The organism is Paractinoplanes tereljensis (assembly GCF_016862435.1).
In the GTDB taxonomy this organism is placed as follows: domain Bacteria; phylum Actinomycetota; class Actinomycetes; order Mycobacteriales; family Micromonosporaceae; genus Actinoplanes; species Actinoplanes tereljensis.
In genome coordinates, this window is sequence record NZ_BOMY01000030.1 from 1 (window position 1) to 24,718 (window position 24,718).

Annotated in this window: 22 protein-coding genes; 11 read left to right on the forward strand and 11 right to left on the reverse strand. The window is 71.3% G+C overall.

From position 1 onward, the window contains the following. Positions 1 to 655 precede the first annotated feature (655 nt). The 7 genes from Ate02nite_RS20965 to Ate02nite_RS20995 form a co-directional block, all read right to left on the reverse strand. Positions 656 to 1,036 carry a nuclear transport factor 2 family protein gene (locus Ate02nite_RS20965; RefSeq protein WP_203808089.1) on the reverse strand — a complete coding sequence of 127 codons (381 nt, stop codon included), beginning with the start codon at positions 1,034 to 1,036 and terminating at the stop codon, positions 656 to 658. Next, the gene (locus Ate02nite_RS20970) at positions 1,033 to 2,337 is read right to left on the reverse strand and encodes an MFS transporter (RefSeq protein WP_203808091.1); all 1,305 of its coding nucleotides are present in this window, start codon (positions 2,335 to 2,337) and stop codon (positions 1,033 to 1,035) included. Before Ate02nite_RS20970 ends, Ate02nite_RS20965 begins: the two co-directional genes overlap by 4 nt. Continuing rightward, the gene (locus tag Ate02nite_RS20975) at positions 2,334 to 3,584 is read right to left on the reverse strand and encodes an aminotransferase class I/II-fold pyridoxal phosphate-dependent enzyme (RefSeq protein WP_203808093.1); all 1,251 of its coding nucleotides are present in this window, start codon (positions 3,582 to 3,584) and stop codon (positions 2,334 to 2,336) included. The genes Ate02nite_RS20970 and Ate02nite_RS20975 overlap by 4 nt, the downstream gene beginning before the upstream one ends. 13 nt (positions 3,585 to 3,597) lie before the next feature. After that, positions 3,598 to 6,651: a putative bifunctional diguanylate cyclase/phosphodiesterase gene (locus Ate02nite_RS20980; protein ID WP_203808095.1), complete on the reverse strand. Its 3,054-nt coding sequence runs from the start codon at positions 6,649 to 6,651 to the stop codon at positions 3,598 to 3,600. Between the two features lie 147 nt (positions 6,652 to 6,798). Next, positions 6,799 to 9,141 (reverse strand): SCO7613 C-terminal domain-containing membrane protein, encoded by a 2,343-nt coding sequence (locus tag Ate02nite_RS20985; protein ID WP_203808097.1) that lies wholly within the window; start codon positions 9,139 to 9,141, stop codon positions 6,799 to 6,801. Positions 9,142 to 9,189: 48 nt separating this feature from the next. Then, positions 9,190 to 9,591 carry a TIGR03668 family PPOX class F420-dependent oxidoreductase gene (locus Ate02nite_RS20990; protein ID WP_203808099.1) on the reverse strand — a complete coding sequence of 134 codons (402 nt, stop codon included), beginning with the start codon at positions 9,589 to 9,591 and terminating at the stop codon, positions 9,190 to 9,192. Next, positions 9,588 to 10,418, reverse strand: coding sequence for an LLM class F420-dependent oxidoreductase (locus Ate02nite_RS20995; RefSeq protein WP_203808101.1), 831 nt, complete (start codon positions 10,416 to 10,418; stop codon positions 9,588 to 9,590). Before Ate02nite_RS20995 ends, Ate02nite_RS20990 begins: the two co-directional genes overlap by 4 nt. 113 nt (positions 10,419 to 10,531) lie before the next feature. On the opposite strand from Ate02nite_RS20995, the gene Ate02nite_RS21000 reads away from it, so the two are divergent. After that, positions 10,532 to 12,193, forward strand: a complete 1,662-nt coding sequence (locus Ate02nite_RS21000; protein WP_203808103.1) for a hypothetical protein — start codon at positions 10,532 to 10,534, stop codon at positions 12,191 to 12,193. Here the strand turns inward: Ate02nite_RS21000 and Ate02nite_RS21005 are convergent. Further along, on the reverse strand, positions 12,190 to 13,590 hold the full coding sequence (locus Ate02nite_RS21005) for a serine/threonine-protein kinase (protein ID WP_203808105.1): 1,401 nt from the start codon (positions 13,588 to 13,590) through the stop codon (positions 12,190 to 12,192). The two genes, Ate02nite_RS21000 and Ate02nite_RS21005, sit on opposite strands and share 4 nt — an antisense overlap. Positions 13,591 to 13,634: 44 nt before the next feature. Here Ate02nite_RS21005 and Ate02nite_RS21010 point away from each other — a divergent pair, with 44 nt between their 5' ends. Both Ate02nite_RS21010 and Ate02nite_RS21015 read left to right on the forward strand, forming a co-directional pair. Beyond that, positions 13,635 to 14,363, forward strand: a complete 729-nt coding sequence (locus Ate02nite_RS21010) for a hypothetical protein (protein WP_203808107.1) — start codon at positions 13,635 to 13,637, stop codon at positions 14,361 to 14,363. 25 nt (positions 14,364 to 14,388) lie between these two features. Continuing rightward, on the forward strand, positions 14,389 to 15,009 hold the full coding sequence (locus tag Ate02nite_RS21015; protein ID WP_203808109.1) for a TetR/AcrR family transcriptional regulator C-terminal domain-containing protein: 621 nt from the start codon (positions 14,389 to 14,391) through the stop codon (positions 15,007 to 15,009). Here the strand turns inward: Ate02nite_RS21015 and Ate02nite_RS21020 are convergent. Continuing rightward, positions 14,969 to 15,337, reverse strand: a complete 369-nt coding sequence (locus tag Ate02nite_RS21020) for a nuclear transport factor 2 family protein (RefSeq protein ID WP_203808111.1) — start codon at positions 15,335 to 15,337, stop codon at positions 14,969 to 14,971. The two genes, Ate02nite_RS21015 and Ate02nite_RS21020, sit on opposite strands and share 41 nt — an antisense overlap. Positions 15,338 to 15,477: 140 nt before the next feature. On the opposite strand from Ate02nite_RS21020, the gene Ate02nite_RS21025 reads away from it, so the two are divergent. The 7 genes from Ate02nite_RS21025 to Ate02nite_RS21055 all read left to right on the forward strand — a co-directional run bounded on the left by Ate02nite_RS21025 (position 15,478) and on the right by Ate02nite_RS21055 (position 21,952). Then, complete coding sequence (locus Ate02nite_RS21025) at positions 15,478 to 16,512, forward strand: maleylpyruvate isomerase family mycothiol-dependent enzyme (protein ID WP_203808113.1); 1,035 nt, start codon at positions 15,478 to 15,480, stop codon at positions 16,510 to 16,512. 1 nt (position 16,513) lies between these two features. Further along, positions 16,514 to 17,080, forward strand: coding sequence for an RNA polymerase sigma factor (locus Ate02nite_RS21030; RefSeq protein ID WP_203808115.1), 567 nt, complete (start codon positions 16,514 to 16,516; stop codon positions 17,078 to 17,080). A 98-nt stretch (positions 17,081 to 17,178) separates the two neighbouring features. After that, on the forward strand, positions 17,179 to 18,441 hold the full coding sequence (locus Ate02nite_RS21035; protein WP_203808117.1) for an ATP-binding protein: 1,263 nt from the start codon (positions 17,179 to 17,181) through the stop codon (positions 18,439 to 18,441). A gap of 68 nt (positions 18,442 to 18,509) precedes the next feature. Further along, positions 18,510 to 19,547: a hypothetical protein gene (locus tag Ate02nite_RS21040; protein WP_239147563.1), complete on the forward strand. Its 1,038-nt coding sequence runs from the start codon at positions 18,510 to 18,512 to the stop codon at positions 19,545 to 19,547. A 132-nt stretch (positions 19,548 to 19,679) separates the two neighbouring features. After that, positions 19,680 to 20,378 carry a (2Fe-2S)-binding protein gene (locus tag Ate02nite_RS21045; RefSeq protein WP_203808323.1) on the forward strand — a complete coding sequence of 233 codons (699 nt, stop codon included), beginning with the start codon at positions 19,680 to 19,682 and terminating at the stop codon, positions 20,376 to 20,378. A gap of 78 nt (positions 20,379 to 20,456) precedes the next feature. Further along, complete coding sequence (locus Ate02nite_RS21050) at positions 20,457 to 21,059, forward strand: hypothetical protein (RefSeq protein WP_203808122.1); 603 nt, start codon at positions 20,457 to 20,459, stop codon at positions 21,057 to 21,059. A 56-nt stretch (positions 21,060 to 21,115) separates the two neighbouring features. Then, the gene (locus Ate02nite_RS21055; protein WP_203808123.1) at positions 21,116 to 21,952 is read left to right on the forward strand and encodes a HEAT repeat domain-containing protein; all 837 of its coding nucleotides are present in this window, start codon (positions 21,116 to 21,118) and stop codon (positions 21,950 to 21,952) included. A 2-nt stretch (positions 21,953 to 21,954) separates the two neighbouring features. Here the strand turns inward: Ate02nite_RS21055 and Ate02nite_RS21060 are convergent, their stop codons facing one another. Beyond that, positions 21,955 to 23,718, reverse strand: coding sequence for a serine/threonine-protein kinase (locus Ate02nite_RS21060; protein ID WP_203808125.1), 1,764 nt, complete (start codon positions 23,716 to 23,718; stop codon positions 21,955 to 21,957). A 440-nt stretch (positions 23,719 to 24,158) separates the two neighbouring features. On the opposite strand from Ate02nite_RS21060, the gene Ate02nite_RS21065 reads away from it, so the two are divergent. After that, positions 24,159 to 24,401: a hypothetical protein gene (locus Ate02nite_RS21065; RefSeq protein WP_203808128.1), complete on the forward strand. Its 243-nt coding sequence runs from the start codon at positions 24,159 to 24,161 to the stop codon at positions 24,399 to 24,401. Here the strand turns inward: Ate02nite_RS21065 and Ate02nite_RS21070 are convergent. Then, positions 24,398 to 24,694 (reverse strand): hypothetical protein, encoded by a 297-nt coding sequence (locus Ate02nite_RS21070; protein ID WP_203808130.1) that lies wholly within the window; start codon positions 24,692 to 24,694, stop codon positions 24,398 to 24,400. The genes Ate02nite_RS21065 and Ate02nite_RS21070 overlap by 4 nt on opposite strands. Between the last annotated feature and the right edge of the window lie 24 nt (positions 24,695 to 24,718).

Consider the following 24,718-nt stretch of genomic DNA (forward strand, 5'->3'; position numbering starts at 1 on the left):
CTCGCTGTCGCGCAAAGCCGCAAATACTCTTGAAACGCCCTCTTGCCGTCCGGCTTACCCTCCGGACCGCGCGGGGGCGCGCGCGCCGGGAGGCCGTTTCGCGAAGGCTTCGACCTCGCTGGCGCGTCGCGTCCGCTGCCCTGCTTCAGATCTTGTGACGTTGCTGCTGGGTCTGCGCGTCTACTCCACAAGGTCGAGCCGGGCCGAGTTGTCGGTGCCGGCATCGTCGGGCGGCGTAGCCGCCAAGCTCCGAGATCCGCCGCGCGGAGAGATTTTCCGGCCGGGCCGGAACGGACTTGAACTCCTGAACCGCCCGACGAGCAGCGTGGCGCGTATAGGTGCGCAGAGCAGCGCGTATAGGTGCGCAGAGCAGCGCGTATAGGTGAGCAAAGCAAAGCGATCCGGGCGGTGGCCCGCCGTGCCCAGCCGGGGCGGATATGGACGTCGCGCCTGCCGCTGTCGGCGAAGCGATGTCAATCGGGCAGTGACCCGCCGTGCCCAGCCGGCGCGGATATGGACGCCGTGCCTGACGCTGTCGGCTGGGCGATGTTCAATCGGGCGGTGACCCGCCGTGCCCGGCCGGCGTGGACGTGGACGTCGCGCCTGCCGCTGTTGGCGGGGGGGCGATGCCGACCGGGTGGGTGGCTGGCTTGGGCTATGTGGGTTCGCTGCCTTGGCAGTGGCGCCAGCGCCAGCGGCCGTTGGAGAGCTCTGCCAGGCCGGACACTCGGTAGGGGAAAGTCTCCGTTTTGCCGGTGTCGGTGTGGACTACGCCGTCGGCCTCGGCGAATACGTATGCCTGGGTGCCGTGGCGGTGGACGGTGGCGGAAAGTGTGGTCCAGGCGTACGCCTCGGGTCTTAGGAAAAGTGCGCCCAGCAGGGCCGAGACGGCGGGCCGGTCCGACGCGGTCTCTGCTTTCTCCGAACCGGCGTAGCCGATGTCGTCACCGGCTGCGAAGCAGGCCAAGGCGGCGGCCAGGTCGCGGGCGGCGAAGGCCGCGGCCAGATCCTGTACCGCGTCTTGCGGTTCGCTCATACCGAGACCTCCTCCCGTTCCAGTTTCAGATGCTCGATGAACTGCCGGTTGTGCCGGCCCTGGTAGGCCGCCGCCCGGCGTTCCGGGCCGCGCATGCCGGGCAGGAACAGGAAGCCGAACGTCACCGCGGCGCCCAGCAGGCCGGCGCCGAGCAGCGTCTCGCGTACCCCGATCAAACCGGCGATCGGTGCCGCCAGGGCGTAGGACAGCGGCAGCAGCGCGGTCGAGACGAACCAGTCGACGCTGGACACCCGGCCGAGCATGTGGCTCGGCACGAACGTCTGCTTGGTCGTGGCCCAGGCGATCGTGCCGGCCGCCTCCAGGCCGCTGACCAGCACGCAGGCAACCGCCAGCTGCCAGGTGTGGGTGGCCGCGCCGTAACCGGCCACGGCCAGGGTGGCGATCGCCCAGGTGCCGTACGTGTAGGACATGAACCGGCGCGGGATGCCGATCCAGCCGACCAGCAGGGCCGCGGCGATCGCGCCCAGCCCGCCCGAGGTGAGGACCAGGCTGAGCGCGGTGGCGCTGCCGCCCAGCTCGGTCTTCACCATGTACGGCAGCAGTACCTCGGTGGGGCCGACGAACAGCAGGTAGGTGAAGGTCGCCGAGAGGAACGTGCCCCACAGCCAGATGTGCTGGCGGACGTACCCGATTCCCTCCTTCATGTCCCGCAGCAGTGAGCCGGACGAGTCGTCCGCCGCGTCCACCGAGATCGGCCGGGTGCTGCCCACCGCGAGCAGGCAGATCGTCGAGAACGCGAAGGTGACCGCGTCGAACGCGATCGCCCACCCGGCCCCGGCGATCCCGATGATCAGGCCGGCCAGCATCGGCCCGAAGATCTGCGACGCGGCCGGCCGCATGAACTGGTCCAGGGCGTTCGCCGCGACCAGGTCCTCCTCCGGCACCAGCCGCGGCACCAGAGCGTCGAAGGCCGGGCCGAAGAAGCCGGCCCCGGCGCCGTACACCACCATCAGCCCGAGCAGCATCCACAGTGACGTCAGCGCCCCGGTGAGCACCAGGGTCGCGACGCCCGCCATGATCAGGCCGCGGATCAGGTCGGAGAACAGCATGACCTTGCGCGGGTCGAACCGGTCGCTGATCGCCCCGCCGAGCAGCAGCGTGGCGATCTGCGGCAGGGTCAGCGCCACCCCCACCGCCGACATCGCGGCCGGCACGCCGAACAGGTCGTAGACCTGCCAGGCGAGCGCGACCAGCAGCATGCCGTCGCCGATGAGGGAGGCGCTCATCCCGGTCCACAGCAGCCGGAACTGCCGGTGGCGCAACGGCGCCAGGGGGCTCACTGGGTGCGGAGCTTGCCCATGGCGGCCAGCTCGGTGATGACGGCGTTCAGCTCGTCGATCTCCTCGTCGGTGTTGGCCGCCGTGACCTGCGCCCGGAAGCCGATCTGGTCGCGCGGGACCAGCGGGTACGCGGCCAGCGTGACGTAGATGCCGCGGTCCCAGAGCAGCTTGCCGACCGCGTCGATGTCCTCACCGGCCGCCAGCGGCAGCTCGATGACCGGCGTGTTCCCGGTGTTCGGGGTGAAGACGCCGAGGGCACGCACGTGGTCGAGCACCTTCATGCTCTTGCGGTACAGGTCGGCGCGGATGGCGTCGCCGCGCTTCTCGTTGACCTCCAGGCCGGACAGCACGGTGGCCAGCGACGCGGTCGGTGCCGGGCCGGAGTACAGGTACGGCGGGGCGGCGACCTTCAGGTGGTTCTTCAGCCAGGTGGGCAGGGCCAGGAAGGCGAGCAGCGACGAGTACGACTTGGAGAAGCCGCCGACCAGCACGATGTTGTCGTAGCTCTCGCCGCAGTACTTGACGATCGCGTTGCCCTTGAGGCCGTACGGGGAGGTCTCGTTGGGGCCGCGCTCGCCGATGACGCCGAAGCCGTGCGCGTCGTCGACGTAGAGCAGGGCGCCGTACTCCCGGGCCACCTTCGCGAACGCGGCGATGTCGGGAGTGTTGCCGGTCATGCTGTTCACGCCGTCCATCGCCACGATCTTCGGCACCCCGGCCGGCACCGCGCGGATCAGCTCGGTCAGGTGCTCGATGTCGTTGCTGCGGAACCGCTGCACGGTGGCGCCCAGCCCGCGGGCGTACATGCTGCCGTCGTAGATGGTCTTGTGGGCCTGCGAGTCCAGGAACACGTAACCGTTGCCGGCCAGGATCGGCAGCACCGACATGTGGATGTGCGTGATGGTCGGCAGCACCAGCGTGTCCGGCGCGTCGAGCAGGGCGGTCAGCCGCTCCTCGATCTGCGGGTACAGCGACGGGTTGCCGAGCAGGCGCGACCAGCTCGGGTGCGTGCCCCAGCGGCGTACCTCGGGCTCGATCGACGCCATGATCTCCGGCTCCAGGTCGAAGCCGAGGTAGTTGCAGGAAGCGAAGTCAGCCAGCCAGTGGTCACCGACCCGGATCCGGCGGCCCTTGATCTCCTCGATGGTGGCGTCGTACATGGGGTTGCCGCTACGCAGCCGCTCCAGATCCGCCCAGCGACCTTCGCGCTGGACGTAGTCGAGACCGGTGAGGGGGGCGAGGGACATCAAGGATCCTTTTCTATCGGTGTGCGGGGTAGGCGACGAGCCATTGGCCGATCTCGTCGACCGTGGCGGGACGGGAGAACAGGTAGCCCTGGCCGTACGGGCAGCCCATGTCGACGAGCGCCTGGCGGTGCCCGTCGAGCTCGATGCCCTCGGCGACCACGTCCAGGTCGAGGGTCCGGGCCAGGCTGACGATGGTCTCGACGAGAGCCATCTGCTGACCGCTGTGCAGGATGTCGTCGATGAACGACTTGTCGATCTTGAGGACGTCGACCGGCATCTGGCTCAGGTAGCTCAGCGACGAGTAACCGGTGCCGAAGTCGTCGATCGCGATCCGGACGCCCATCGCCCGCAGCTCGCGCAGGTCCTGCCAGACCTGCTCGGCGTCGTGCAGCACCAGGCTCTCGGTGATCTCCAGCAGCAGCCACTCGGGCCGGGCGCCGGTCTCCTGCAGCACGTCACGCACCTGGTCGACGAAGCCGGGGGTGCGGAACTGCCGGGCCGAGACGTTCACGCTGACGTAGCGCAGCCGGTGCCCGATCGGCGATTCGTGCCAGCCGACGAAGGTCAGCAGCGCCTCGCGCAGCACCCACCCGCCGATCGCGACCACCGAGCCGTTCTCCTCGGAGAGCTCGATGAACTCGTTCGGGCCGAGCAGGCCACGGGCCGGGTGCTGCCAGCGCACCAGCGCCTCGAGCCCGATCACGCTGCCGGTGGGCAGGTCGACGATGGGCTGGAAACGCAGCCGCATCTGGTCGCCCGGTACCGCCTCGACCAGCGCCGAGCGCATCTCGAGCCGGCTCAGCATGGCCTCGTGCATCTCGTCCTGGTAGCAGCGCCAGGTGCTCTTGCCGTCGGTCTTGGCCACGTACATGGCCACGTCCGCCCGGCGCAGCAGCTCGCTGATGCCGGCCGCGTCCGCGCTTGTCGCCACGCCGACGCTGCTCGCCCCGCTGACCAGGTGCAGGCCGCCGTGCCCGTCGCTGACCTCGATCGGCTCACCCAGCGCGGCCACGATCCGGGCGGCGATGGCCTCGGCCTCCTCCGGCGACGCGAGGTGCTCCATCAGCACCGCGAACTCGTCGCCGCCGGTGCGGGCCGCCGTGTTCAGCGGCCCGGCCACCTCGGTGATCCGCTTGCCCACCGCGATCAGCAACTGGTCGCCGGCGGCGTGCCCGAGCGTGTCGTTGACCTCCTTGAAGTCGTCGAGGTCGACGAAGAGGACGGCGACCGAGCCCCGGGCCTTGCCGGCCACGGCAGCGGCCTGCTCGAGCCGGTTCTGGAACAGCGCCCGGTTGGCCAGCCCGGTGAGGGTGTCGTGGAACGCCTGGTGGGCCAGGTCGTTCTCCAGCCGGCGGCGCTCGGTGACGTCCCGGATGGTGACCACCAGGCCGTTGACCGCCTTGTCGTCCCGCAGGTCCCGGCAGGTGCACTCGACCTGCAGCAGCAGGTCGTCACCGGAGATCGCGGTCAGGTCGACGCCGTCCCGCGGGCCACGGCCGGTGAGCACCTGGGAGAGCAGGTCCCGCAGCTCGGCGTGGTCGGTGGCGGCGAACAGCCGGAACAGCGAGGTGCCGACCAGGTCGGTCTGGCCGAACACCGGCAGCGCCGACGGGCTGGCGTAGCGGATCGTCTCGTCGTCGCCGACGATCAGGATCACGTCGGACGCGCTCTGGATCAGCGCCCGGAAGTAGTCCTCGCTGGCCCGCCGGTTGACCTCGGCGTTCAGCGAGATCCGCTCGATCGCCATGGTGCCCTGGGCCATCAGCGCGTCGAACGACGGCTGCAGCTCGACCAGCAACTCCTCGTCGGCGGCCAGGTAGGCGAGATTGCGGTGCCGGGTGCCGTCGCTGTGCGAGGTGGTGATGACCTCGCCGTACAGCGCCCACTCGAAGCCGTCCAGCTCGGCGGCGATGCTGCGGGGCAGGTCGCCGGTGTGCACCCGGCCGGTGATCAGCAGTCCGGAGGAGTCGCCGGCCTCGGCCTCGACCCGCAGCGAGTGCATCCGGTACGGCTCGCCGTCCGGCACGATCGAGGCGACCGCCTTGCTGATCGCCTGGCCGGCCTCCGACTCGTCGCTGGCCGCCACCAGGTCGGCCGCCGACATGCGCAGCGTCCGCTCCCGGGCGGCGTTCTCCCGCTGGGTCTGCAGCAGCCCGGAGACCCGGGCCACGACCAGCAGGAACATCGTGGCGGAGGCGGTCGCGATCATCAGTGCGTCGTCCACGCCACCGGTCAGGTCCTCGACCAGCAGCACGGCCGGGGCGATCAGGGCGGCCACCGACATGACCGCGATCCGCCGGCCGCCCGCCATCACGACCGCGGACGGGCTGCGCAGCGCGGTCATGTCCCGCATCGACGGGTGCAGCGCGGCGAGCGCGGTGGCGGTGTAGAAGAGGATCCAGCCGGAGTCGACCGGGCCGCCGACCTGCCAGGTGCCGTCGAGCTGCCGCAGCCCGTAGATCACGTCGGTGACCAGCAGGCTGAAACCGCCGGCGGCCAGGGTGCTCAGCGCGACCGGCTTGCGGCCACCCGCGGTGATCAGGCGCAGCAGCATGGCCAGCGCGAGGACGTCGCCGAGCGGGTACCCGGTCGAGGTCAGCTTCTCCAGGACGCTCAGATCGGTGTTCCGGATGTACGGCGAGATCAGGAAGACCCAGGACAGCAGCCCCAGCCCCGCCGTCGGCACCAGCGCGTCGAGCAGCGCGGCCCGGTTGTCCCCGCCGGCCCGGGACCGGATGAAGACCAGCAGCGCGGCCGCCAGCATCGGGTAGACCAGCAGGTAGAAGCCGTCGGCCACGGACGGGAACGGGTTGGTCTGGCCGAGGAAGTCGATCTGAATGTTGTAGATCGTGTCCCCGGCCGTGAAACTGACCAGCACCGCCGACAGCAGGTACCACGGCAGCGGCTTGGACGGCCGGTGCACCCGCACCCCGACCAGCACCGCGGCCGCGGCCGAGAGGCCGATCGCGGCCCAGGAGTACATGCTGTACGCGGGGAACACGTAGAACAGTGCCGTCAGGGCGACGATCCACGCCCCGAAGCACCACTGCATACGTGCGGCCGACATCCGAGCTCCGATCTCCTGGGCAGTCCTTCGTGAAGGACCCCCGAATCGGCACTCAGCACCGCTACCTGAAAACTCCCTAGGAAATTGCTCCCCGAAAACGCCCTAAGCGGGGAGGAGCCGGCTCATCCGTTCAGCTCAGCCGGCCCATCAGCTCATCCGGCCCAGCGCCCCGCGGAACCGGGCCAGGTCCCGGCGCCGGCGTTCCAGCGTCGCGGCCAGCACGACCAGCAGCACGCCACCGGCGGCCGGCGGGATCCAGCGCGGCACCAGATCCCATACCCGGGTCAGCTCGTGCAGCGCCACCAGGGCCAGCGCCAGGCTGCCGGCCACCACCGGAGCGCGCAGCCTGGCTCGTGCCCCGACCAGCAGAATCGCCAGGGCGCCGGCCCCGAGCAGCAGCGGCCGCAGGTACTGCCCCTCGTCCACGAAGATCGAAACCAGGCTGGGCGTCAGCGCCGTGGTCAGCGCCGGGCCGTAGGAAACCCAGCTCGGCGCGGGGTCGCGCCGGGCGAGAAGACCGGCGGCGAGTGCCAGGCCGGCTGCCGGGAGGGTGTACGCCTCCAGCACGGTCCCCGGAGCCGCGGCCAGGGCCACACCCCACCCGGCCACGACGGTGACCGCGACCCCGAGCCCGCGGATCTGCGCCGTGCGTCCGGCGGTGCCGGTCACGGCCGCGGCGACCAGCAGCGCCCCGAGCCCCGCGAGGGTCCCCGTCCGGGCGCTCAGCAAATCGCCCAGCAGGCCCACGACCAGCACAAACCCGGCCGGCACGAACACCGCGATCTCGGTTCGCCGGTCCCGGGTCAGGGTCGAGGTGGCCGCCGCCAGCAGCAGCGCGAGCACCAGATAGACCACCACCGGCTCCCCGGCGACAAGCGCCCAGACCGGCAGCAGAGTCGTCACGACAAGCACCGCAACCAGCGCCTCCCGCCGGGCGGGCAGCAGCCGTAGCGCGCACACCAGCGCGGCTGTCGCGACCGCGACGCACCGCAGCTGCCCGGCCCCGCTGAGGCCGAGGGCGGCCGAGGCGGTCCAGGCGATCGCCGGCACCGCGAGGAAACCCGTGACCAGACCGGCGCCGCGCAGGCCGGGGTGCCGGGCGGCCGTGGCGAGGCCGAAGCCGAGCAGGGCGAGCACGGTCAGGACGGCGGCGGCCAGGCCGGGCCGGCCGAAGCCGGCCACCAGCGCGTGCCCGCCGAGCAGCGCGGCGGCGACGAGTTGTCCGGCGAAGCCGGCCACGCCGCCGGCGCCACCGAGGCCGATCGCGGCGCCGAGGCCGCCCTGGCCGCCGAGGAAGGAGGCGACCGAGGAGGCGGCCGTCGGGGAGGCGGCGGCGGGAAGGGCGGCGACCCGGGTCGCCGGGACGGCGAGAGCGGGAGCGGCGTGGCGAGCGGCCAGGGCCAGCGCGGCGGTGAGCACGACGAGGTCGATCAGCGGGCCGTTCCACCAGGGGAGGTGCAGGCCGGACGGGAGGGCCAGGGCGATCGCGGCGGCGCCGCCGATGGTGGCGGCCGGGCGGGCCCGGGGCGGGAGGGCGACGGTCAGGGCGACCGCGACCAGGGCCAGGGCCGCCGGGAGGCGCCAGCCCTCGGAGTAGACGGTGGCCGACCAGGTGGCGTGGAAGACCGGGCCGGCCGCGTCCACCGTGCGACCGGCGGCGACCAGGGCCGGGGTGATCGCGGCCAGAGTGGCGAGGCCGCCCAGGGCGTAGGCGAGCGGGGCGACCCGGGTGCGGCGGACGGCCACGTCCAGGGCGGCCAGCAGGCCGAAGGTCAGGGTCCAGCCGGCCGGGCCGGGGTGCGCCGGGGCGATCAGCAGCGGCAGGGCCGGCTGGGCGGCGAGCAGGGCGGCGTAGCGGGGGCCGGTGAGGCCGGTGAGATATCCGTAGCCGGCCGCGATCGCGGCGGTGAGCGCGAAGACCACGCCGGCATAGCGGGCCGGGCTGCCGCCGGCCAGGCCGAACAGGTTGACGTACCAGGCGGCGTACCCGTCCAGCAGGAGCAGCAGGATGCCGAGCGCGGCGACCGTCTCGGCGGCGCCGCGCAGGCCCCGGCGCAGGGCGAGCAGCGGCACCGCGAGGGCGGCGACGGTGACCACGCCGAGGACCGCGGCGCGGCCGCCGACGCCGAACTGCGACCAGGCCACCGCGGTGAAGACGATCGCGGCCACGGCCAGCAGCAGCCCGCCCAGGAGGAACAGGACGTTCTGGACGGCCCGGGACGAGGTTTCCGGCGAAGGAGCCGGGGCGGCGGGACTCTGCGATGCCCGTACCCTCTCGGCCGCCTGATTGCGCCGCGCGTAAGCGTGGGAAATCCGCGTCTCCAGGTCGCTCACCGCCCGCCGGGCGGTGGCGAGCTGGGGGAGCAGCCCGGCGATCTCATTGTCGGTCTCGATCACCAGGATGGCGTCGGCGTCGGGCGCGCGTCCGCAGGAGGGGCAGCCGGTCTCGCTCGAGGCCGTCGCACGGCAGTTCGGGCATGGGTAGGTCACGTGCTAGATCCTTGTGGCCGCGCGGTTACGAATCCTGAGCACGCATACTCACAGCGGTTGCTCAGATACCCAAACTGCCCAGCGCGTGACAGTGATCTGCAGGAACGGGCCGCCCGGTGCCGCTGCCCGATATTGGGGATATTTCGCGACGAGAGCGGCGAGGCTGTCGGGCGCCTCCTCGAAGACCCGCACCGTCCCGTCGGCCCGCACCCACCACAACTGCGACCAATCGTCGTCGTAGTGGTCGGCCAGCACCGAGACCTGCGGGTTCGCCGCGATGTTGGCGAGCCGGCGCAGGTTGCGGGTGCGCTTGGGCTTGGCGTCGACGGCCGAGTGGATCACGTCGCCGACCACCGCGAAGACGAACGGCACCAGATGCGGCTCGCCGGCCGGCCCGACCGTGGCCAGCCGGGCCACCCGGGCCGAGCCGAACCGTTCCGCCGGGGTCACCGGCCGACCAGTTCGGCGATCGCCCGCTCCCACTTCTCCAGGGCCGGCTCGACCACGCTCCACGGACCGGACGGCAGCCACGCCGAGGCCCGCTGCACGCCGGCCTCCTCCAGCTGCTCCAGGGCCTTCGGGTCGGGCGGCACGCTGAGCACCTGCACCTGCAGGTAACGGTCGGCCCGGGCGCGCAGCTCCTGGATCCGGTCGAACAGGTCGGTGTCCTGCCACTGCGGGAACCAGCCGTCGCCGTATTCGAGGACCCGGTCCAGCGCGGTCGGCCCGCCCCCGCCGACCAGGATCGGCGGCCACGGCTTCTGGGCCGGCTTCGGCCACGACCAGATCCGGTCGAAGTTGACGAACTTCCCGTGGAAGGTGGCCTCGTCCTCGGTCCAGATCGCCCGCATCGCCTTGACCCGCTCGCCCAGCAGGGCCAGCCGGGTGCGCGGATCGGTGCCGTGGTTGACCATCTCCTCGCGGTTCCACCCGGAGCCGATGCCGAACTCGAACCGACCGCCGCTGAGGTGGTCGACGCTGGCCACCTCTTTCGCCGTGGTGATCGGGTCGCGCTCGACGACCAGGCAGACCCCGGAGCCGATGCGCAGCCGGCTGGTCGCCTCGGCCGCCGCGGTCAGCGCCACGAACAGGTCGTAGGTATGCCAGTACTTCTGCGGCAGCTGCCGCCCGCCACCCCACGGCGTCTCGCGACTGGCCGGGATGTGCGTGTGCTCCGCGAAGAACAGCGCGGTGTGCCCGCGCTCCTCGACCCGCCGGGCGATCTCGCCGGGCCGCATCCCGTCGTGGGTGGGGAAATAGCCGACACCGAATTCCATGCACCGATCCTATGAGCCTGACTGAACGACCGGTGAACGGTGCGACACCGCAGGGTGCACAGAAGGCCGGAAACCTCCCGTTTATCAGGTGCGGTCATTAGCATCGCGCTTCGATGAGCACACTCCAGGTCGATCGCGTCGAAACACCCCGGAAAACCCGGCCTTACGGCCTGCTTGCGGCCGGGGTGGTGGTGCTGGCCACCGTCCTGGTGACGGGTCTGGCGGCCCTCAACGGCGACGTGACGTACGCCCTGGGCGGCATCGAAACGGCCGGGGCCGGCGGGGTCAGCATCTGGGATGTCTTCATCGCCCGCCCGATCGCGTACCGGTTGCTGATGGGCGCGCTGGACCTCACCGGCGACGCGCCCTCCTGGATCGCCGACCGGGTCATCCGGGCCGAGGCCGACCTGCTGATCGTGGCGGTCGCCGTGCTGCTCTTCCTCGGGCTGCGCCGGCACCTGGACAAATGGCCCGCGGCCGGGATCGCGTTCACCGTCGGGTTCGCGCTGATCGTCTCGCCGCCCTGGCACTTCCTGGAGCCGGACTGGGTGGCCGCGCTGGCCGCGGTGGCCGCCGTCGGCGCGTCCCTGGCGCCCCGCCGGCTCTGGCTCGGTGCGCTGCTCGGCGGGTTCTTCGTGGTCCTGGTCGTGGCGGTCAAGCTGGCCACCGCGCCGATCGCCCTGCTCGCGCTGATCGCGGTCGCGCTGTTCAGCCTGCGCCGGGCACTGTGGGTGGCCGGCGCCGCCGCGGTGCTGGCCGTCATCTGGTACCTGGTCACCAAGCAATTCCTGCCCTGGGAGTGGCTCTGGTTCAAGGACCAGGCCGAACTCGTCGACGACTCACCGATCCACCACGGCCTGCGCCGGATCGACTTCCACTGGCTGCGCTACGGGCTCGGCGACACCACCATCCTCAGCCCGATCGTGGCGACCGCGCCGGCCGCGTTCGCCGCCCTGATCCAGCGGCAGTCGGGGGCCCGGCTGCGCTGGCTCGGCGCCGCGATCGCGGTGGTCGCGACCGGGCTGTCCCTTGCCTCCGCGTACGGTCAGGGCGAGTTCTTCATGTACCACTACGCGGTCGTCCCGGTGCTGGCGGCGGCGGTCTGGGGTGGCGCGTTCGCGCTGGTCCCGGCGGCTCGGGTGCCGCTGCTGGCCACCACGCTGGTGCTGGCCGCCGCGAGTTTCGTGCTGCTGCGCCAGGACGGCGACTGGCGGCACGACCACGTCGGCCTGGTCGCCAGCTCCTACCTGCTGGCCGCCGCGATCGCCGCGGTCGTGGTGTGGACGGTGACCGCCCGCTCGGTGCCGTGGTCGCTGGGGGCGGTCGTGCTGTCGGTCGCGCTGCTGCCGCCGGTGCTGATCGGCGCGCCGCTGTCGTTCAGCATGTACAACTACAAGAATCCGGTGTCCCGCCCGGCCAACGCCCAGTACGAAGCGCTGAGCGACCGGATCGGCCCCGACACCCCGGTGCTCTACCTGGCGTTCGGCTCGATCAACTACGGCATCGGCAACCCGACCACCTGCCGCTACCCGTCGCCGCAGTGGCTGCAGCGCGGCACCCTGTTCGCCCGGGTGCGCGAGTTCCGCAGCTACGACGACAACCTGAAATGCCTGACCGAGGACCGGACGGCCCGCTACCTGATCGTGCAGCCGACCTGGTTCAACCTGGCCAAGGCACCGCCCGAGGTGCAGGGCCTGATCGACGGCCGGTTCGACTGCTCCGACGCGGCCCGGGTCCAGGCCCCGGCCAACCTGATCGTCTGCCCGGCCCGCTAACCGATCACCGAGCCGGTGGTCTCGCCGCCGGTCGACTGGGCCAGGCAGTGCAGCAACCAGCGGGAGTCCGGCAGCTGGATCGGCCAGGCGTCCGGGGTGAAGGCCTTCACGGGCCTGCTGCTGCGCGACGCCAGCAGGGCGGGCTTGCAGGCCTTCGCCACCTCGGGCTGCGCCATCAGGGCGTCGGTGCGGATCTCCAGCGCGCCGTCGGGCAGCGGGATGGCCAGGTAGGTCTGGTAGTAGTGCGGCTCGTCGCAGTCGACCCGGGCGGGCGGTTGGGCTCGCCCACTGATCGAGGTGAAGCCACCCCAGCACATCGGTTCGGCCGGGCAGTAGCCCGTACCGCAGGAAGTGAACCCGGCCGGAACCGGCGCCTGGCCCGTGCCCGCTGAGGCTTTGATCGCCGGCCCGGCGTCGGCGGAATCGCCGTCGCCGTCGCGGCTGAAGCCCCAGGCGGCGATGCCGCCGACAAGGACGACGAGAGTCAAGATCGCTGCCCAAAGTACGCGTCGCGACTTGCCTTGCGGCCTTTCCAGCGACCTGCCCTGCGGTTTGTTCTGCGGCTGGAAAACCGGTGCGGGAGTTCCGGCGGCTGCGGCGCGGGCCGCGGCGGCCAGGTCCGACGCCGCCGGCCAGCGGTTCGCCGGGTCGGTGGCCAGGGCCTTCTCCAGTACGGCGAGGACCGGGACCGGCAGCGTGATCCCGATCGTGCGCGGGGCGCTCTGCAGGCGCTGCAGCGCGACGGCATACGGGTTGTCGCCGACGAACGGCTTCTGCCCGGCCAGGCACTCGTAAGCGGTCAGGCCGAGTGAGTAGATGTCGCTGCGCACGGTGGCCGGCTGACTGAGCACCTGCTCCGGCGAGAGGTAACTGGGCGTACCCATGATCGCCCCGGACGACGTCAGCAGGCTCGCGTCGTCCCGCCGGGCGATGCCGAAGTCGGTGATCACCACCGACCCGTCCCGGCGTACCAACAGATTTGCCGGTTTGATGTCCCGATGCACGATCCCCTGATCGTGCACGGCCTGCAGGCCGTCCGCGGCCTGCGCGACAAGCCGCATGGTGTCCTCCGGCCCGATCCGCCCACCCCGGGCGATCCGCTGCGCGAGTGACTCCCCGTCGACGAACTCCATCACCAGATAGGTGAGATCGTGACTGCGCCCGAAGTCGTGCACCGACGCCACCGCCGGATGGTTGACCCGGGCCATCGCCGTCGCCTCGGCCCGGAACCGCCGGGCGAAGTCGGGCTGGTCGGCCACCTCGGCCAGCATCACCTTGACCGCGACGACCCGCCCGAGCACCTCGTCGACGGCCCGCCACACCTCACCCATGCCGCCGGCCCCGACCCGATCCTCGAGCCGATACCGCTCACCAAGCCGCACCCCAGGTCCCAGCACGCGCGCCAGCCTAGAAGTGCTCGCACCTCCTATGCTCACGGGGGATGACGAAGTCAGCGATAATCACGGCATTCCGGCTGGTCGCCCGGGGCCGCCACGCGTTTCTTCTGGCGGCGCTGGGGCTGGCCGTCGTGCTGTCGGTGGTGGCCGACCGGGGGAGCCGGTCCTGGGTTGTCGCTTTCGGGGCGTTGACCGTGCTCACCGTGTCGCTCTACGGGCTGTCGGTGGTGGCGATCCTTCTCTACCACCCGCGCCGCCTGCTGGTCCGGCCGTCGCTGCGGGCCTTCGACACCCCGCTCAATCCGAACCGGACACTGCACGCCGGGGCCTTCACCTTCCTCGGTGCCGGGCTGCTCGTCCAGCGGGCCGGCGACCAGGACCGCAGCGGGGAGCTGTGGCAGTTCGGGGTGGTCGCGTCGATCGCGCTCGCGGTCCTGACCGTGGTGATCTGGTACCTGGGGTGGCGCTGGCACGGCGTGCGGCTGACCCCGGACGGGCTCATCGACCGGCAGCCGTTCGGGTCGGTGTTCGTGCCGTGGGCGGCGCTGGCCGCCGACGAACCGGCCGTGTCGATCGGGCGCAACCAGATCGCCCTCTACTTCGAGCACCCGGAGCTGGTGGTCAAGCACGGTTACCGGCCGGGCAGCTCGCATTTCCTGACCGCCGGTGCGGACGCCGACCTGCTCGCCGGAGTGATCGCCGGCTATGTCGCCGAGCCGGAGCGGCGGGCCGCCATCGGCACCGAGGCGGAGCTCCGGTCCGCGCTCGGTTGATCCGGCGTGTGCGAGACTCGGGGCCGTGCAGCTACGACGCGCCGATGTCCTGCGGGGGGCCCGGGATCTTCTCGACGCCGAAGGGCTCGACGGTCTCACCATGCGCAAGCTGGGCGCGGTGCTGAACGTGCAGGCCGGGGCACTTTACTGGCATTTTCCCGGCAAGCAGGCGTTGCTCGGGGCGATCGCCGACGACCTGCTCGCCGGGGTCGCCGAGCCACCCCCGGCCGGCCCGTGGGACCAGCGGCTGGTCACCCTCGCGCACAAGCTGCGGCAGGCCCTGCTCGGCGTGCGGGACGGGGCCCGGCTGGTCGCCGAGACGTTCGTGACCGAGCCCAACACCGCCCTGGCCGGCCGGATCGGGATGCGCATCCTGATGGACGCCGGGCTGCCCGCCGAGCAGGCCGCCTGGACGATGTTCGCGGTCGGGCACTACGTGCTCGGGCACACCATCGAGGAACAGGCGACCAGGCCCGGCTCCGGCCGGGACGCCGAACTCGCCGCCCAGGCCGCGGGCGACGCCGACCTGCGCGAACTGGCCGCGGCGATCAGCGCCGACCCCGGCCGGCGATTCGAGTTCGGACTCGGTCTCGTCCTCGACGGAATCAGGGTGCGAGTCGGCCCGCGTACTCCCGCAGATAGCTGATCCGCCCACCCAGCGTGCGGCAGATCGTCGCGCCCTGGAACGACGATTCCTCGCCCCGCCAGCGGCGGGTGATCTCCCATTCCGCCATCAATAGATCACCGGCCGCACCGCTGTCCGTGATCCGCCATTCCCGGATGTGCCCGCCGGTCGCCAGCCAGCTTCGCATCCACCGCTCGACCTGGTCCGTCCCCCGATGGACCGGGCCGTGTGACTCGATGACCTGGCAATCGTCGGCCAGCACGGCCAGCACCGCGGCGATGTCGTGCCGGCCCCAGCCGTCGATGTAGGTGTGCAGCAGATCCGGATCGAGCGTCGGATCCTTGTTCACGAACGCCCACCGCAGTGGTGTCCTCTCCGCCCCCATAGTTGTTTCCCCCCTAGGGCCTGTATTCGCACGCCGGCTCGTTTTGGATGTGTGTCCGGTATGCGGCACCCATTTCCCGCCCCGATGCGTATCGTCGTCGGCCTATGACTGGGCACCCTGACGACCTACTGGAGGCGTACGCGTTCGGCGACTGCGCCGACCCGTCCGTCGCCGCCCACGTGGGCTCGTGCGGCCCGTGCTCGGCCCAGGTCTCGACCGCCGCGCGGGCCGCGGCCTGGCTCAGTGCTTCGCACTTCGAGGCCCCGCCGATCACCCTGCGCTCGCGGGTGCTCGCGGCCGCCCGGTCGGTGCGGGCGCCGTCGATTTCTTCCGCACTTGATGCGTACGCCGGGCAGGTCGCCGTTTTTGGGGGTTTGCTCGACGATTTGTCGGCCGCCGACTGGCGGGCGCCGGCGGTCGGCGGCCGCACCGTCGCCGAGCTGGTGTCGCATCTGGCCGCCAACGACGCCCAGGTCGCGGCCGACCTCGGGTTCACCGCACCGCCGGCACCGACCGCCCGCCTGGAGTGGCGCGACCGGTCCGACCGCCTGCTGCGCACCGTCGGCAGCCGGGCCGACCTGCTCGGGCATCCGGTGCGGCTGGCCGGGCGGGTCCCGGTGCGGCGGCCGCTGCGCGACGCGCTCACCCAGCGCGCTTTCGAAACCTGGATCCACCATTCGGATGTACGGGCGGCCATAGCGCTGCCACCGGTGTCCCCGCCGCCGCTGCACCTGGCCCGGATCGTGGCATTGGGACTGTCCCTGCTGCCCGGCGCGATGGACACCGCCGGCCGGGGGAGGCCGGGCGTGGCTGTCTCCGTGCGACTGACCGGCCCCGGCGGCGGATCGTTCACCGTCTACCTGTCCGCTGCCGCGGCCGGTCCTTCTTCCGGTGGCCCGGCCGGCGATTCGGCCGCCGGCGGCTCGTTCGCCGGTTCGGCTGGCGACTCTGCTGGCGGCTCGTTCGCCGGTTCTGCCTCCGATGGCGCGCCCGTGGCTGAGGTTCGGCTGCCGGCCGAGCGGTTCGGGCGGCTCCTGGCCGGCCGGATCCCCGCTCCGGCGTCGGCCGCCGAGATCAGCGGCGACCGGCCCGCCGCCCTCGACCTGCTCGCCGTCGCCGCCACCCTGGGGTGTGAGTGACGTGCGCTCCCACGCCGACGACACGCGGCTGCGCGCCCTGCTGGTCGCCGCCGACGAGGCCGCGCTGACCGAGGCGTACGACCGGCATGCCCCGTCCGCCTACGCCCTGGCCGCCCGGATCACCGGCGACCCGTGCTGCGCCGAGGACGCCGTGCAGGAGGCGTTCGTCGAGTTATGGCGGCACCCCGAACGTTTTGATCCCGCGGCGGGCTCGCTGCGCACCTGGTTGTGCATGCTGGCCCGCCGCCGGGCCATCGACCTGCTGCGCCGCCAGTCGGTCCAGCGAACTCACCTGACGAGGCTGGCCGGCCAGGCCCCCACCGAGCCGACGGTGGAGGACGACGTGCTGGGCGCGGCCCAGGCGAAGGCGGTCCGCGAATGCGTACGCGAACTGCCCCAGCTATACCGCGACGCGATCGCCCTGGCGTACTACTACGGCCTGTCCTACCGCCAGGTGGCAATAGAGCTGGGCGTCCCCGAGGGCACCGCAAAGTCCCGCCTGCGAGCCGGCCTACGCCTACTGGCCGACCGCATGGAAGCAGCCGGCTACTCCCTCTCCGGCCAGTAGCAACCGCCTTGATCGTTTACGCAAATCGAAAGTCTGGCCGTCGCAAATCGAAAGTCTGAGGCTCGCAAATCGAAAGTCTGAGCGGTTAAGATCGGTACGTGCCTACTTCCCAGTTGCTTCCTCGGCGCGCTGCGGCGCAGGTCAGCGACGCGCTTGCCGACACCCGCGTCGTCCTGATCACCGGAGCGCGGCAGACCGGCAAGAGCACCCTCGTTCGGGTGGTCGCCGGGGACCGGCTCGCCGAGCGCCGCGACCTCGACCGGGCGCAGGACAGGGCGGCCGCCATCGCCGATCCGGTCGGCTTCGTCGACTCCCCGGAGCTGCTGGCGATCGACGAGATTCAGCGCGTCCCGGAACTCCTTCTGGCCATCAAGGCGTCCGTGGACGAGGACCCCCGTCCCGGCCGATATCTCCTTACCGGATCCTCGCGGCTGTTCGGACTGATCGCCGCGCCCGACGCGCTGCCCGGCCGGATGGAGACCGTCGAACTCTGGCCGTTCTCCCAGGGGGAGTTGGACGGCGAGCCAGACGGTTTTGTCGACGCCATCTTCGCCCTCGGCCCGGAGCTCCGGCACTCGTCGACGGTCACCCGCGCCGACTACGCAGCCCGAATCATTCGCGGTGGCCTTCCCGAGGCGACCTCCCGCGAAGACGATCGTCGCCGTCAGCGATTCCTCGACGCCTACGTGCAGGCCCTCATCGATCGCGATGTGCGCCAGCTCTCCGACATCCAGCACAAGGGCGAGCTGCGCAGGCTCGTTCGCCTGCTCGCCGCCCGCTCCGCGACCATCGTCGCCCCCAACGCACTCGAATCGGCCCTCGGACTCAGCCGGCCGACGATCGTTCGCTATCTCCAGGCGCTGGAGGAAATCTTCCTCATCAAGCGGATCCCGGGCTGGTCCCGCAATCTCGGCACCCGTGCGACGGCCGCGCCGAAGCTGATCTTCGTCGACTCCGGTATTGCCGCGAACGAGCTTTCCGTCGAGGCCCGCGCCCTCCTCCGCCCGGGCGCCCCCTTCGGGCCGCTGCTCGAGTCGTTCGTGCTGTCCGAGCTGGCCCGGCAACTCACCTGGTCCGAGCAGTTGGTCGAGCTGTCCCACTACCGCGACCACAGCAAGGCGGAGGTCGACGCGGTGCTGGAGAACCGATCCGGTCAGGTTGTCGGCATCGAGGTCAAGGCGGCCTCCACCGTCGGCCTCGACGACTTCCGCGGGCTTCGCCGGCTGGCCGACCGTCTCGGCGACGACTTCATCGCCGGGATCGTCCTGTACACCGGCACCTCGACCCTGCCGTTCGGTGACAAGTTGCGGGCGATGCCGGTCAGCGCTCTGTGGCAGACCTCCTCCCCAGAACGTGCCTGACGGGGGCGGGGTGGGGGTGGGGCGCTTGGGGTGGCGTGCTCGAATGGGAAGCGATGATTCTTCGTGTGATGGGTTTGCTTGCCGCGGCGGTGGTCGGGGTTGCGGTGCCCGGGGTGGCGGTTGCGGCGGACGACGGGCCGCAGCAGGTCTGCGAGGTCGGTGACAAGCGGCTCACCGAGCTTTCCGGGCTGGCCGCCACCGGCACCGGTTACGTGGTGGTCGACGACAGTTCCGACCAGGCCTCGCACCGGAAGATCTTCTACCTGACCAAGAAGTGCAAGGTCGACCGGACGGTGTCCTACCCGTCCCGGCCGCGCGACACCGAGGACCTCGGCATCGCCGCCGACGGGACCCTGTGGGTCGCCGACATCGGCGACAACAACGGCAACCGGGCCACCATCGCGCTGTGGCGGCTGGCCCCCGGCGCGAAGGAGCCGCAGCTCTACCGCCTGACCTACCCGGACGGCGCGCACGACGCGGAAGCGCTGCTGCTCACCCGGGCCGGCACCCCGATCCTGGTGACCAAGTCGATCGCCTCCGCCTCGGTGTATGTGCCGGACGGCGAGCTCAAGGCCGGGAAAACCACGACCCTGCGGCAGGCCGGCTCGGTCACCGTGCCGGTGACCGGCACGAGCAATCCCTTCGGGCTGCCCGGCCGCCTGGTGATCACCGGGGGAGCGGTCAGCCCCGACGGAAGACATGCGGTCCTCCGGACGTACGCCGATGCCTTCGAATTTGAAGTGTCCGGCGACGATGTGGTCGGCGCCATCACGAAGGGCACGCCCACGCAGATCGCCCTCCCGGACGAACCGCAGGGCGAGTCGATCGCCTACACCGTGGACGGAACCGCGCTGCTCACCGTCTCGGAGGAGAAGGACGGCAAGGACGCGGTAATTCTGCGCTACCCACTGGCGGACCGTGCGCCGGTCACCATCCCGCCGACCTCGGCCGCCCCGAGCGCCACGACGTCGTCGGCCGCACCGGCCGCGGCGCAGAAGGTCGCCGCCGCTGAGGACGGCCTGCCCACCGGCCTCATCGTCACAGGCGGAGTCCTGGTCCTGGCGGCCGCCATCCTCGGCGGCCTCCTGCTCCGCCGCCGGGGATAGCTGCCCGGCCGTACGGTGCGACTTCGGGGTTGGGCCCGGGTCGCAGCGGGCATCGTGCAGGCGAGACCGGGAAGGGGGACCGTGACGTTGTCCGAGCATCCCCTCGCCCCTGTGCTCGACGCCATTCGCTCGATGTTCGGGACCGTCGACCTGCCCGGGGTGGCGCCGGGCCTGCTCGTGGCCGACGACGACGGGTGGGCGCCGGCCGCCCGGCTCGCCGACGACCTGCTGCCGACGCTGCTGGACCGGGCGGCCCGTCAATGGCGGGCCCAGCCGCACGCGGCCGCGTCGCTCGCCTGGAAGGCGTACACGTATTGGTTGGCTCTTCCGGCCGTTCTGGGTTTTGCGGTGGCCCGCCGGGTGCCGTTGCTGAGCGCTGGTGACGTGCTGGTCCGTTTTGACGGGAAAGCGCTGGTGACGATCGGTCTGCGGGCGAGCCTGACGGTGGCGGTGCTGCCCGGTGACCGGCTGGCCGAGGGCGCGCGGTCCGGCGTCCTGGTGGTGGCCGGCGAGGACGAGTTGCTCGCGGCGCTGCGCCGGTCGCTGCTCGACCAGCATCTCTACCCGCTGCTGGCGTCGATGCACGGCGCCGTCCGGATCGGGCGGCGGGTGCTGCTCGGCTCGCTGGCCTCGGGGATCGCACATCCGCTGCTGCGCCTCGAGGACGCGCCGATCGGCCGGATCCTGCGCGCCCTGGAGATCGACGAGCTGATCGACCTGGTGCCGGGCCCCAACGGCAGGCCGGCCGTACGCCGTCGGACCTGCTGCCTGGCCTTCACCCTGCCCCGCTCGAAGGTCTGCGCCGACTGCTGCATCCCGCCCAGCGCATAAACTCAAGCTACTCGTGGGTATCCAACGGATCACCCGGTAGTTACGATCCTCATCACCTTGGGGCTTAGGTGGGGATCAATGCGGACCGTGGTTGTTCGGCTGGTGCAGGCCGGCCTTGTCGTGGTGCTGGCGTTCGCCGGTTTCCACCTGGTTCGGGACACACAGGACGCCCAGAAATACCATCAGGCGGCCATGGCGCTGAGCCTCGGCGACGACCTCGTGCTGGGCCCGAACGGCATCGGCAAGCTGACGCTGGGGATGAGCGTGGCCGACGCCAACGCCACCGACCAGGTGCGCATCCCGGCCGACCTGGCCGCCGACACCACCGGCAAATGCCACGTCTACGCGGCCGACGCCGCCGACATCCACTTCGCCCGTGACCACGGCCTGGCCGTCATCACGGCGGCCCCCACGGTGAAGACGCCGGAGGGAATCGCCGCCGGCGCGACCGTCGCCGAGGTGGCGAAGGCCTACCCGAAGCTGAACCACGCCGACCGAGGCACGCCGGAGCAGCAGGAACAGGCGACCGGCTACCTGGCCGCCCCGGTGCCGGCCAACCCGAAGGCCAACTACGTCTTCGTCTTCCACGTCGGCGGTGGCAGCGGCCCGAAGGACGCCAAGGTCCAGGTGGTCCTGCTCGCCCTGGCCGACCAGGACAACCAGTGCACCGAGGCCGGCTAACCGCCGGCGCGGTTAATTTCGAGCAGGGACAGCGGCGGGGCGGCAGACTCGGGCGGGTGAGCGACGTCGTGGTGCCCGAGCCGGACCGGCTGGCCACCGAGGTGCTGGTGCGGCTGGCTTTGCGCGAGGCCGAGGAGGACACGGACCAGCCGTCGGTCTTCCTGCTCGCGCTGCACCGCCGCGCCAACCGCGAGGTGTTCGACGCCGCTGTGGCGCTGACCACCGACGGCGGCGCCGCGCGACGTGCGCTCGGGGTGCGCATCCTGCGTGAACTCGGCCCCGAGACGGACGGGGGCCGGCCGTTCCGGGACGAGACGATCCTGCTGCTGCTCGCCCGGCTTCGCGACGAACCAGACCCGGACGTCCTCCGCTGGATCATCTCCGCTCTGAATTACCACGCGGCCCGGGAGGCGTTGCCGCAAATTCTCGCCTACGCCACCCACCCCGACGAATGGGTGCGCTTCAGCGTCGCCGCAGCCATACCCGGGCTGGTCTATCCGGCCGATGTTGAACCGGACGCCGCGGACGCCCTGATCCGGCTCTGCCAGGACGACGACGCCGACACCCGCTTCTACGCCCTCTACGCGGCGACCCGCGAGGTCGCGGGCATGAACACGGCGGCGATGATCGACCTGACCGCTCAGCTCTCGAACGACCCGGACGAGCAGGTCCGCCGGGTCGCGGCCGACCACCACACCGCCATCCATCAGGTGCGCCAGCTGTTGGACGATCCCAGGAGCGACCACCTGATCGGGTCGCTGCTGACCGCCCTGGCGCTGGAAGCCGACGCTGCCGACATCAGCCGATTGCTGGACGCGGTCGGAGCCGGCACCCCGGGCATGGCCGAGCGCCTGGTCAGCTGGTGGGGCGCGGAAGGGACCGCGGGCTACTGAGGTCAGCCGGCTCGGACGTCGAGGTTGGCGAAGGACACCTCGGCGTTCTTGGCCTTGTCGGTGTTGGTGACGCCCAGCTGGACGCGGCCGGAGGCCAGGTTGGGGTCGGCGACGGCGGCCTGCACGGCCGGCTTGTCGTCGACCGAGACCGTGGCGTGGCCGCCGCTGATCACGATGGACAGATTGTGCGGCGTGCCCGGGGCCAGGGCCACCGCCGAGGTACGGCCGATCGAGGTCAGCACCGCGCCGTTCAGCTCCTCGAGTTCCAGGACCTCCGCGCAGGCGGTCAGCTGGTAGCCGCGGGTGTCCAGGTGGCGGAACCAGATCATGGCGCAGGAGCCGGCGCCGGCCAGGGTGAGGTTCACCGCGATCGACTGGTCGCCGGCGAACGCGTCGGTCGGTCCGTGACACTGGTAAGTCGACCGGCCGGTGGCCTGCGCGTGCAGGCGAGCGTCCCGGAACGTGCAGCGGCCGGCCTCGCTGGTGCTCTCCTGGAAGCGGCCCGGTTCGCGCAGCGGATCGGAGAACGACGGACCGAGCAGCTTCACCGAGGCCGAGGCCGGCGCGGACTCCGGCGCGAGTTGCGTCGCCGCCACCGACGGTTCCTTGCCGGTGTTCTGGGCGTAGGCCAGCGTCACCCCGGTGGCCGAGGCCAGCAGCACGGCGGCCACCGCATAGATCAACCGCCGGGGCGTACGGCTGCGGGTGCGCGTGCGGGTGCCGACGCGTGGCCGGGTCGGCTGTGGGCGCCGCACCTTGTTGAGTTGCCGCTCGACCGAGCGGGACATCGGCGCGACCGCGTACGGCGAGGCCGCCGGGTTCTCCGCGATGATCTGCTCCAGCAGGTCGCGAGCGTCGAAGCGGCCGTTCTCCCGCCGGTCGCGCGGGACCGGTGTCCGCACGTCCGCCGCGATCGGGCTGGGCGTGTCCACCGTGATCAGTTTGGGCGTCGCCACCAGGAGCAGCCGCTGCAGCAGTTCGTTGGCGGTGGGCCGCTTGCGGGGGTCCTTGTCGAGGGCCTGCGCGACGAGTTCGGTCAGCGAGGCGGGAAGGCCGTACAGATCCGGCGGCCGGGTCAGGATCTGGGCCGCCGTCGCCATCGGGGTGTCACCCTGGAACGGGATGTGCCCGGTGCCGGCGAAGGCGATCACCGCGCCCCAGGCGAAGATGTCGGCCGCCGGGGTGACCAGGCCGACGCTGGAGTCGAGCCGTTCCGGGGCCATGTAGTCGACGGTGCCCACGAACCGGCCCGGCCGGGTGTGCTGGGTCGTTCCCTCGAGCGCGCGGGCGATGCCGAAGTCGATCACCTTGGGCAGGCCCAGCGAGAGCAGCACGTTGGCCGGCTTCAGGTCGCGGTGGATGACGCCGACGCCGTGGATCGCGGTCAGCGCGGCCGCCACCCCGACCGCCACGCTGTGCAGGTCGCCCGGCGACATCGGGCCGCGCTCGTGCACCATCTCCTGCAGGCTGGGCCCGTCGACGTACTCCACCACCAGGTACGGAGTTTCGCTGTCCGGGTCGGCCGCCAGGACCGCGGCGGTGCAGAAGGACGGCACCTCGCGGGCGCGGTTGACCTCGCTGCGGAACCGGGCGCGGAACTCCTCGTCCCCGGCGAACTCCGGCTTGATGGCCTTCACCGCCACCGGCTGCCCGTCCGGGTCGCGGCCGAGGAAGACGGTGCCCATGCCCCCTTCGCCAAGCCGGGCCAGCAACTGATAGTCGCCGAGCCGCCGTGGGTCGCCGGGCCTCAGAGGCCTACTGGCCATGTGGAGCGCTCCCGTTTCTGGTGATGCATATCCGTCTCGTCATCGGCAGGACCGGCGGACCGGCGCGGGCGTTTAGCCCTCCGGCCACCAAGGCGGAATCTGCAGGGAAAGTGCGGAGCCGCTCGAATAGGGGAGCATACTCATCGATCGCTACCGGGGAAGGTCACCGTAGGTGACATTTTTCCGACCTCGCCCCGCCTGCGCTTGCGCACTTGACAGACCGCACGCCAGGCGATTTGGGGTTACTCGTCGGTACCCCCCGCTCTTCACGGAAAGCCACCAAAGAATGAGCCGATCTCGCGTTAGCGATATCGCCCGATTGCGCGGCTTGCTACCCCTTGCCACCTTCACCAAGGGACGCGATGTGATTCACGACATACGGCGGCGGCGGTGCGGCCACGCGGCCATTCTTGGCGATCGCGAACTGCTTGGATAAAGGTGTGAGCAACCCGTGGGATGAAGAGTTCGCGCCGTCGGCCGAGGCCCGGAACACCCTACGTTGGGCGCAGGCGAGGGGCGCGTCCACTCTGGGCGAGGCCTACGACATGCTCGATGAGCTGGAGTTCAGCAACGACGTCCCCGAGGTGCTCGGCGACGACGGCACCATCGAGGACGTGCGCGAGGAACTGGACTTCGGCCTCGAGGCCGCCGGTCCGGACACGCCGCTGGAAACACTGATCTAGCGAGGCCGGGGGAGATCCCGGGTGTCGGCGCCGGCGACGATGGACTCGGCCACCTGGCGGAGCTGGGCCGGGTCCGGGTGGAAGCCGTCGGCGATGTCGTGGTGCAACGCGGACTTCGTACGCGTCAGCAGGGTTTCGGTGACCGTCTCGACGCTTTCACCGGCGTACGTCTGCTTGGTCTTCTCGGTTGCGGCCCGCAGGGCTGAGGTCAGTTGTTCCTCGAGTGGCCCGCGGAGCTTGTCCTCCACCGGGTTCAAGCTGTTCGGGTCCAGGGTGACCTGCGGCTCTGCCATTCTTCCCCCTCGGAATGCGACGCG

Bases quoted from the DNA above. Each gene is read 5' to 3' on its own strand.
- Ate02nite_RS21050 (WP_203808122.1), top strand. From the start codon at position 20,457: ATGCGGACCGTGGTTGTTCGGCTGGTGCAGGCCGGCCTTGTCGTGGTG.
- Ate02nite_RS20975 (WP_203808093.1), bottom strand. From the start codon at position 3,584: ATGTCCCTCGCCCCCCTCACCGGTCTCGACTACGTCCAGCGCGAAGGT.
- Ate02nite_RS21025 (WP_203808113.1), top strand. From the start codon at position 15,478: ATGACTGGGCACCCTGACGACCTACTGGAGGCGTACGCGTTCGGCGAC.
- Ate02nite_RS21060 (WP_203808125.1), bottom strand. From the start codon at position 23,718: ATGGCCAGTAGGCCTCTGAGGCCCGGCGACCCACGGCGGCTCGGCGAC.
- Ate02nite_RS20995 (WP_203808101.1), bottom strand. From the start codon at position 10,418: ATGGAATTCGGTGTCGGCTATTTCCCCACCCACGACGGGATGCGGCCC.
- Ate02nite_RS20980 (WP_203808095.1), bottom strand. From the start codon at position 6,651: ATGTCGGCCGCACGTATGCAGTGGTGCTTCGGGGCGTGGATCGTCGCC.
- Ate02nite_RS21040 (WP_239147563.1), top strand. From the start codon at position 18,510: ATGGGTTTGCTTGCCGCGGCGGTGGTCGGGGTTGCGGTGCCCGGGGTG.
- Ate02nite_RS21000 (WP_203808103.1), top strand. From the start codon at position 10,532: ATGAGCACACTCCAGGTCGATCGCGTCGAAACACCCCGGAAAACCCGG.
- Ate02nite_RS21045 (WP_203808323.1), top strand. From the start codon at position 19,680: ATGTTCGGGACCGTCGACCTGCCCGGGGTGGCGCCGGGCCTGCTCGTG.
- Ate02nite_RS20965 (WP_203808089.1), bottom strand. From the start codon at position 1,036: ATGAGCGAACCGCAAGACGCGGTACAGGATCTGGCCGCGGCCTTCGCC.
- Ate02nite_RS21010 (WP_203808107.1), top strand. From the start codon at position 13,635: ATGACGAAGTCAGCGATAATCACGGCATTCCGGCTGGTCGCCCGGGGC.
- Ate02nite_RS21070 (WP_203808130.1), bottom strand. From the start codon at position 24,694: ATGGCAGAGCCGCAGGTCACCCTGGACCCGAACAGCTTGAACCCGGTG.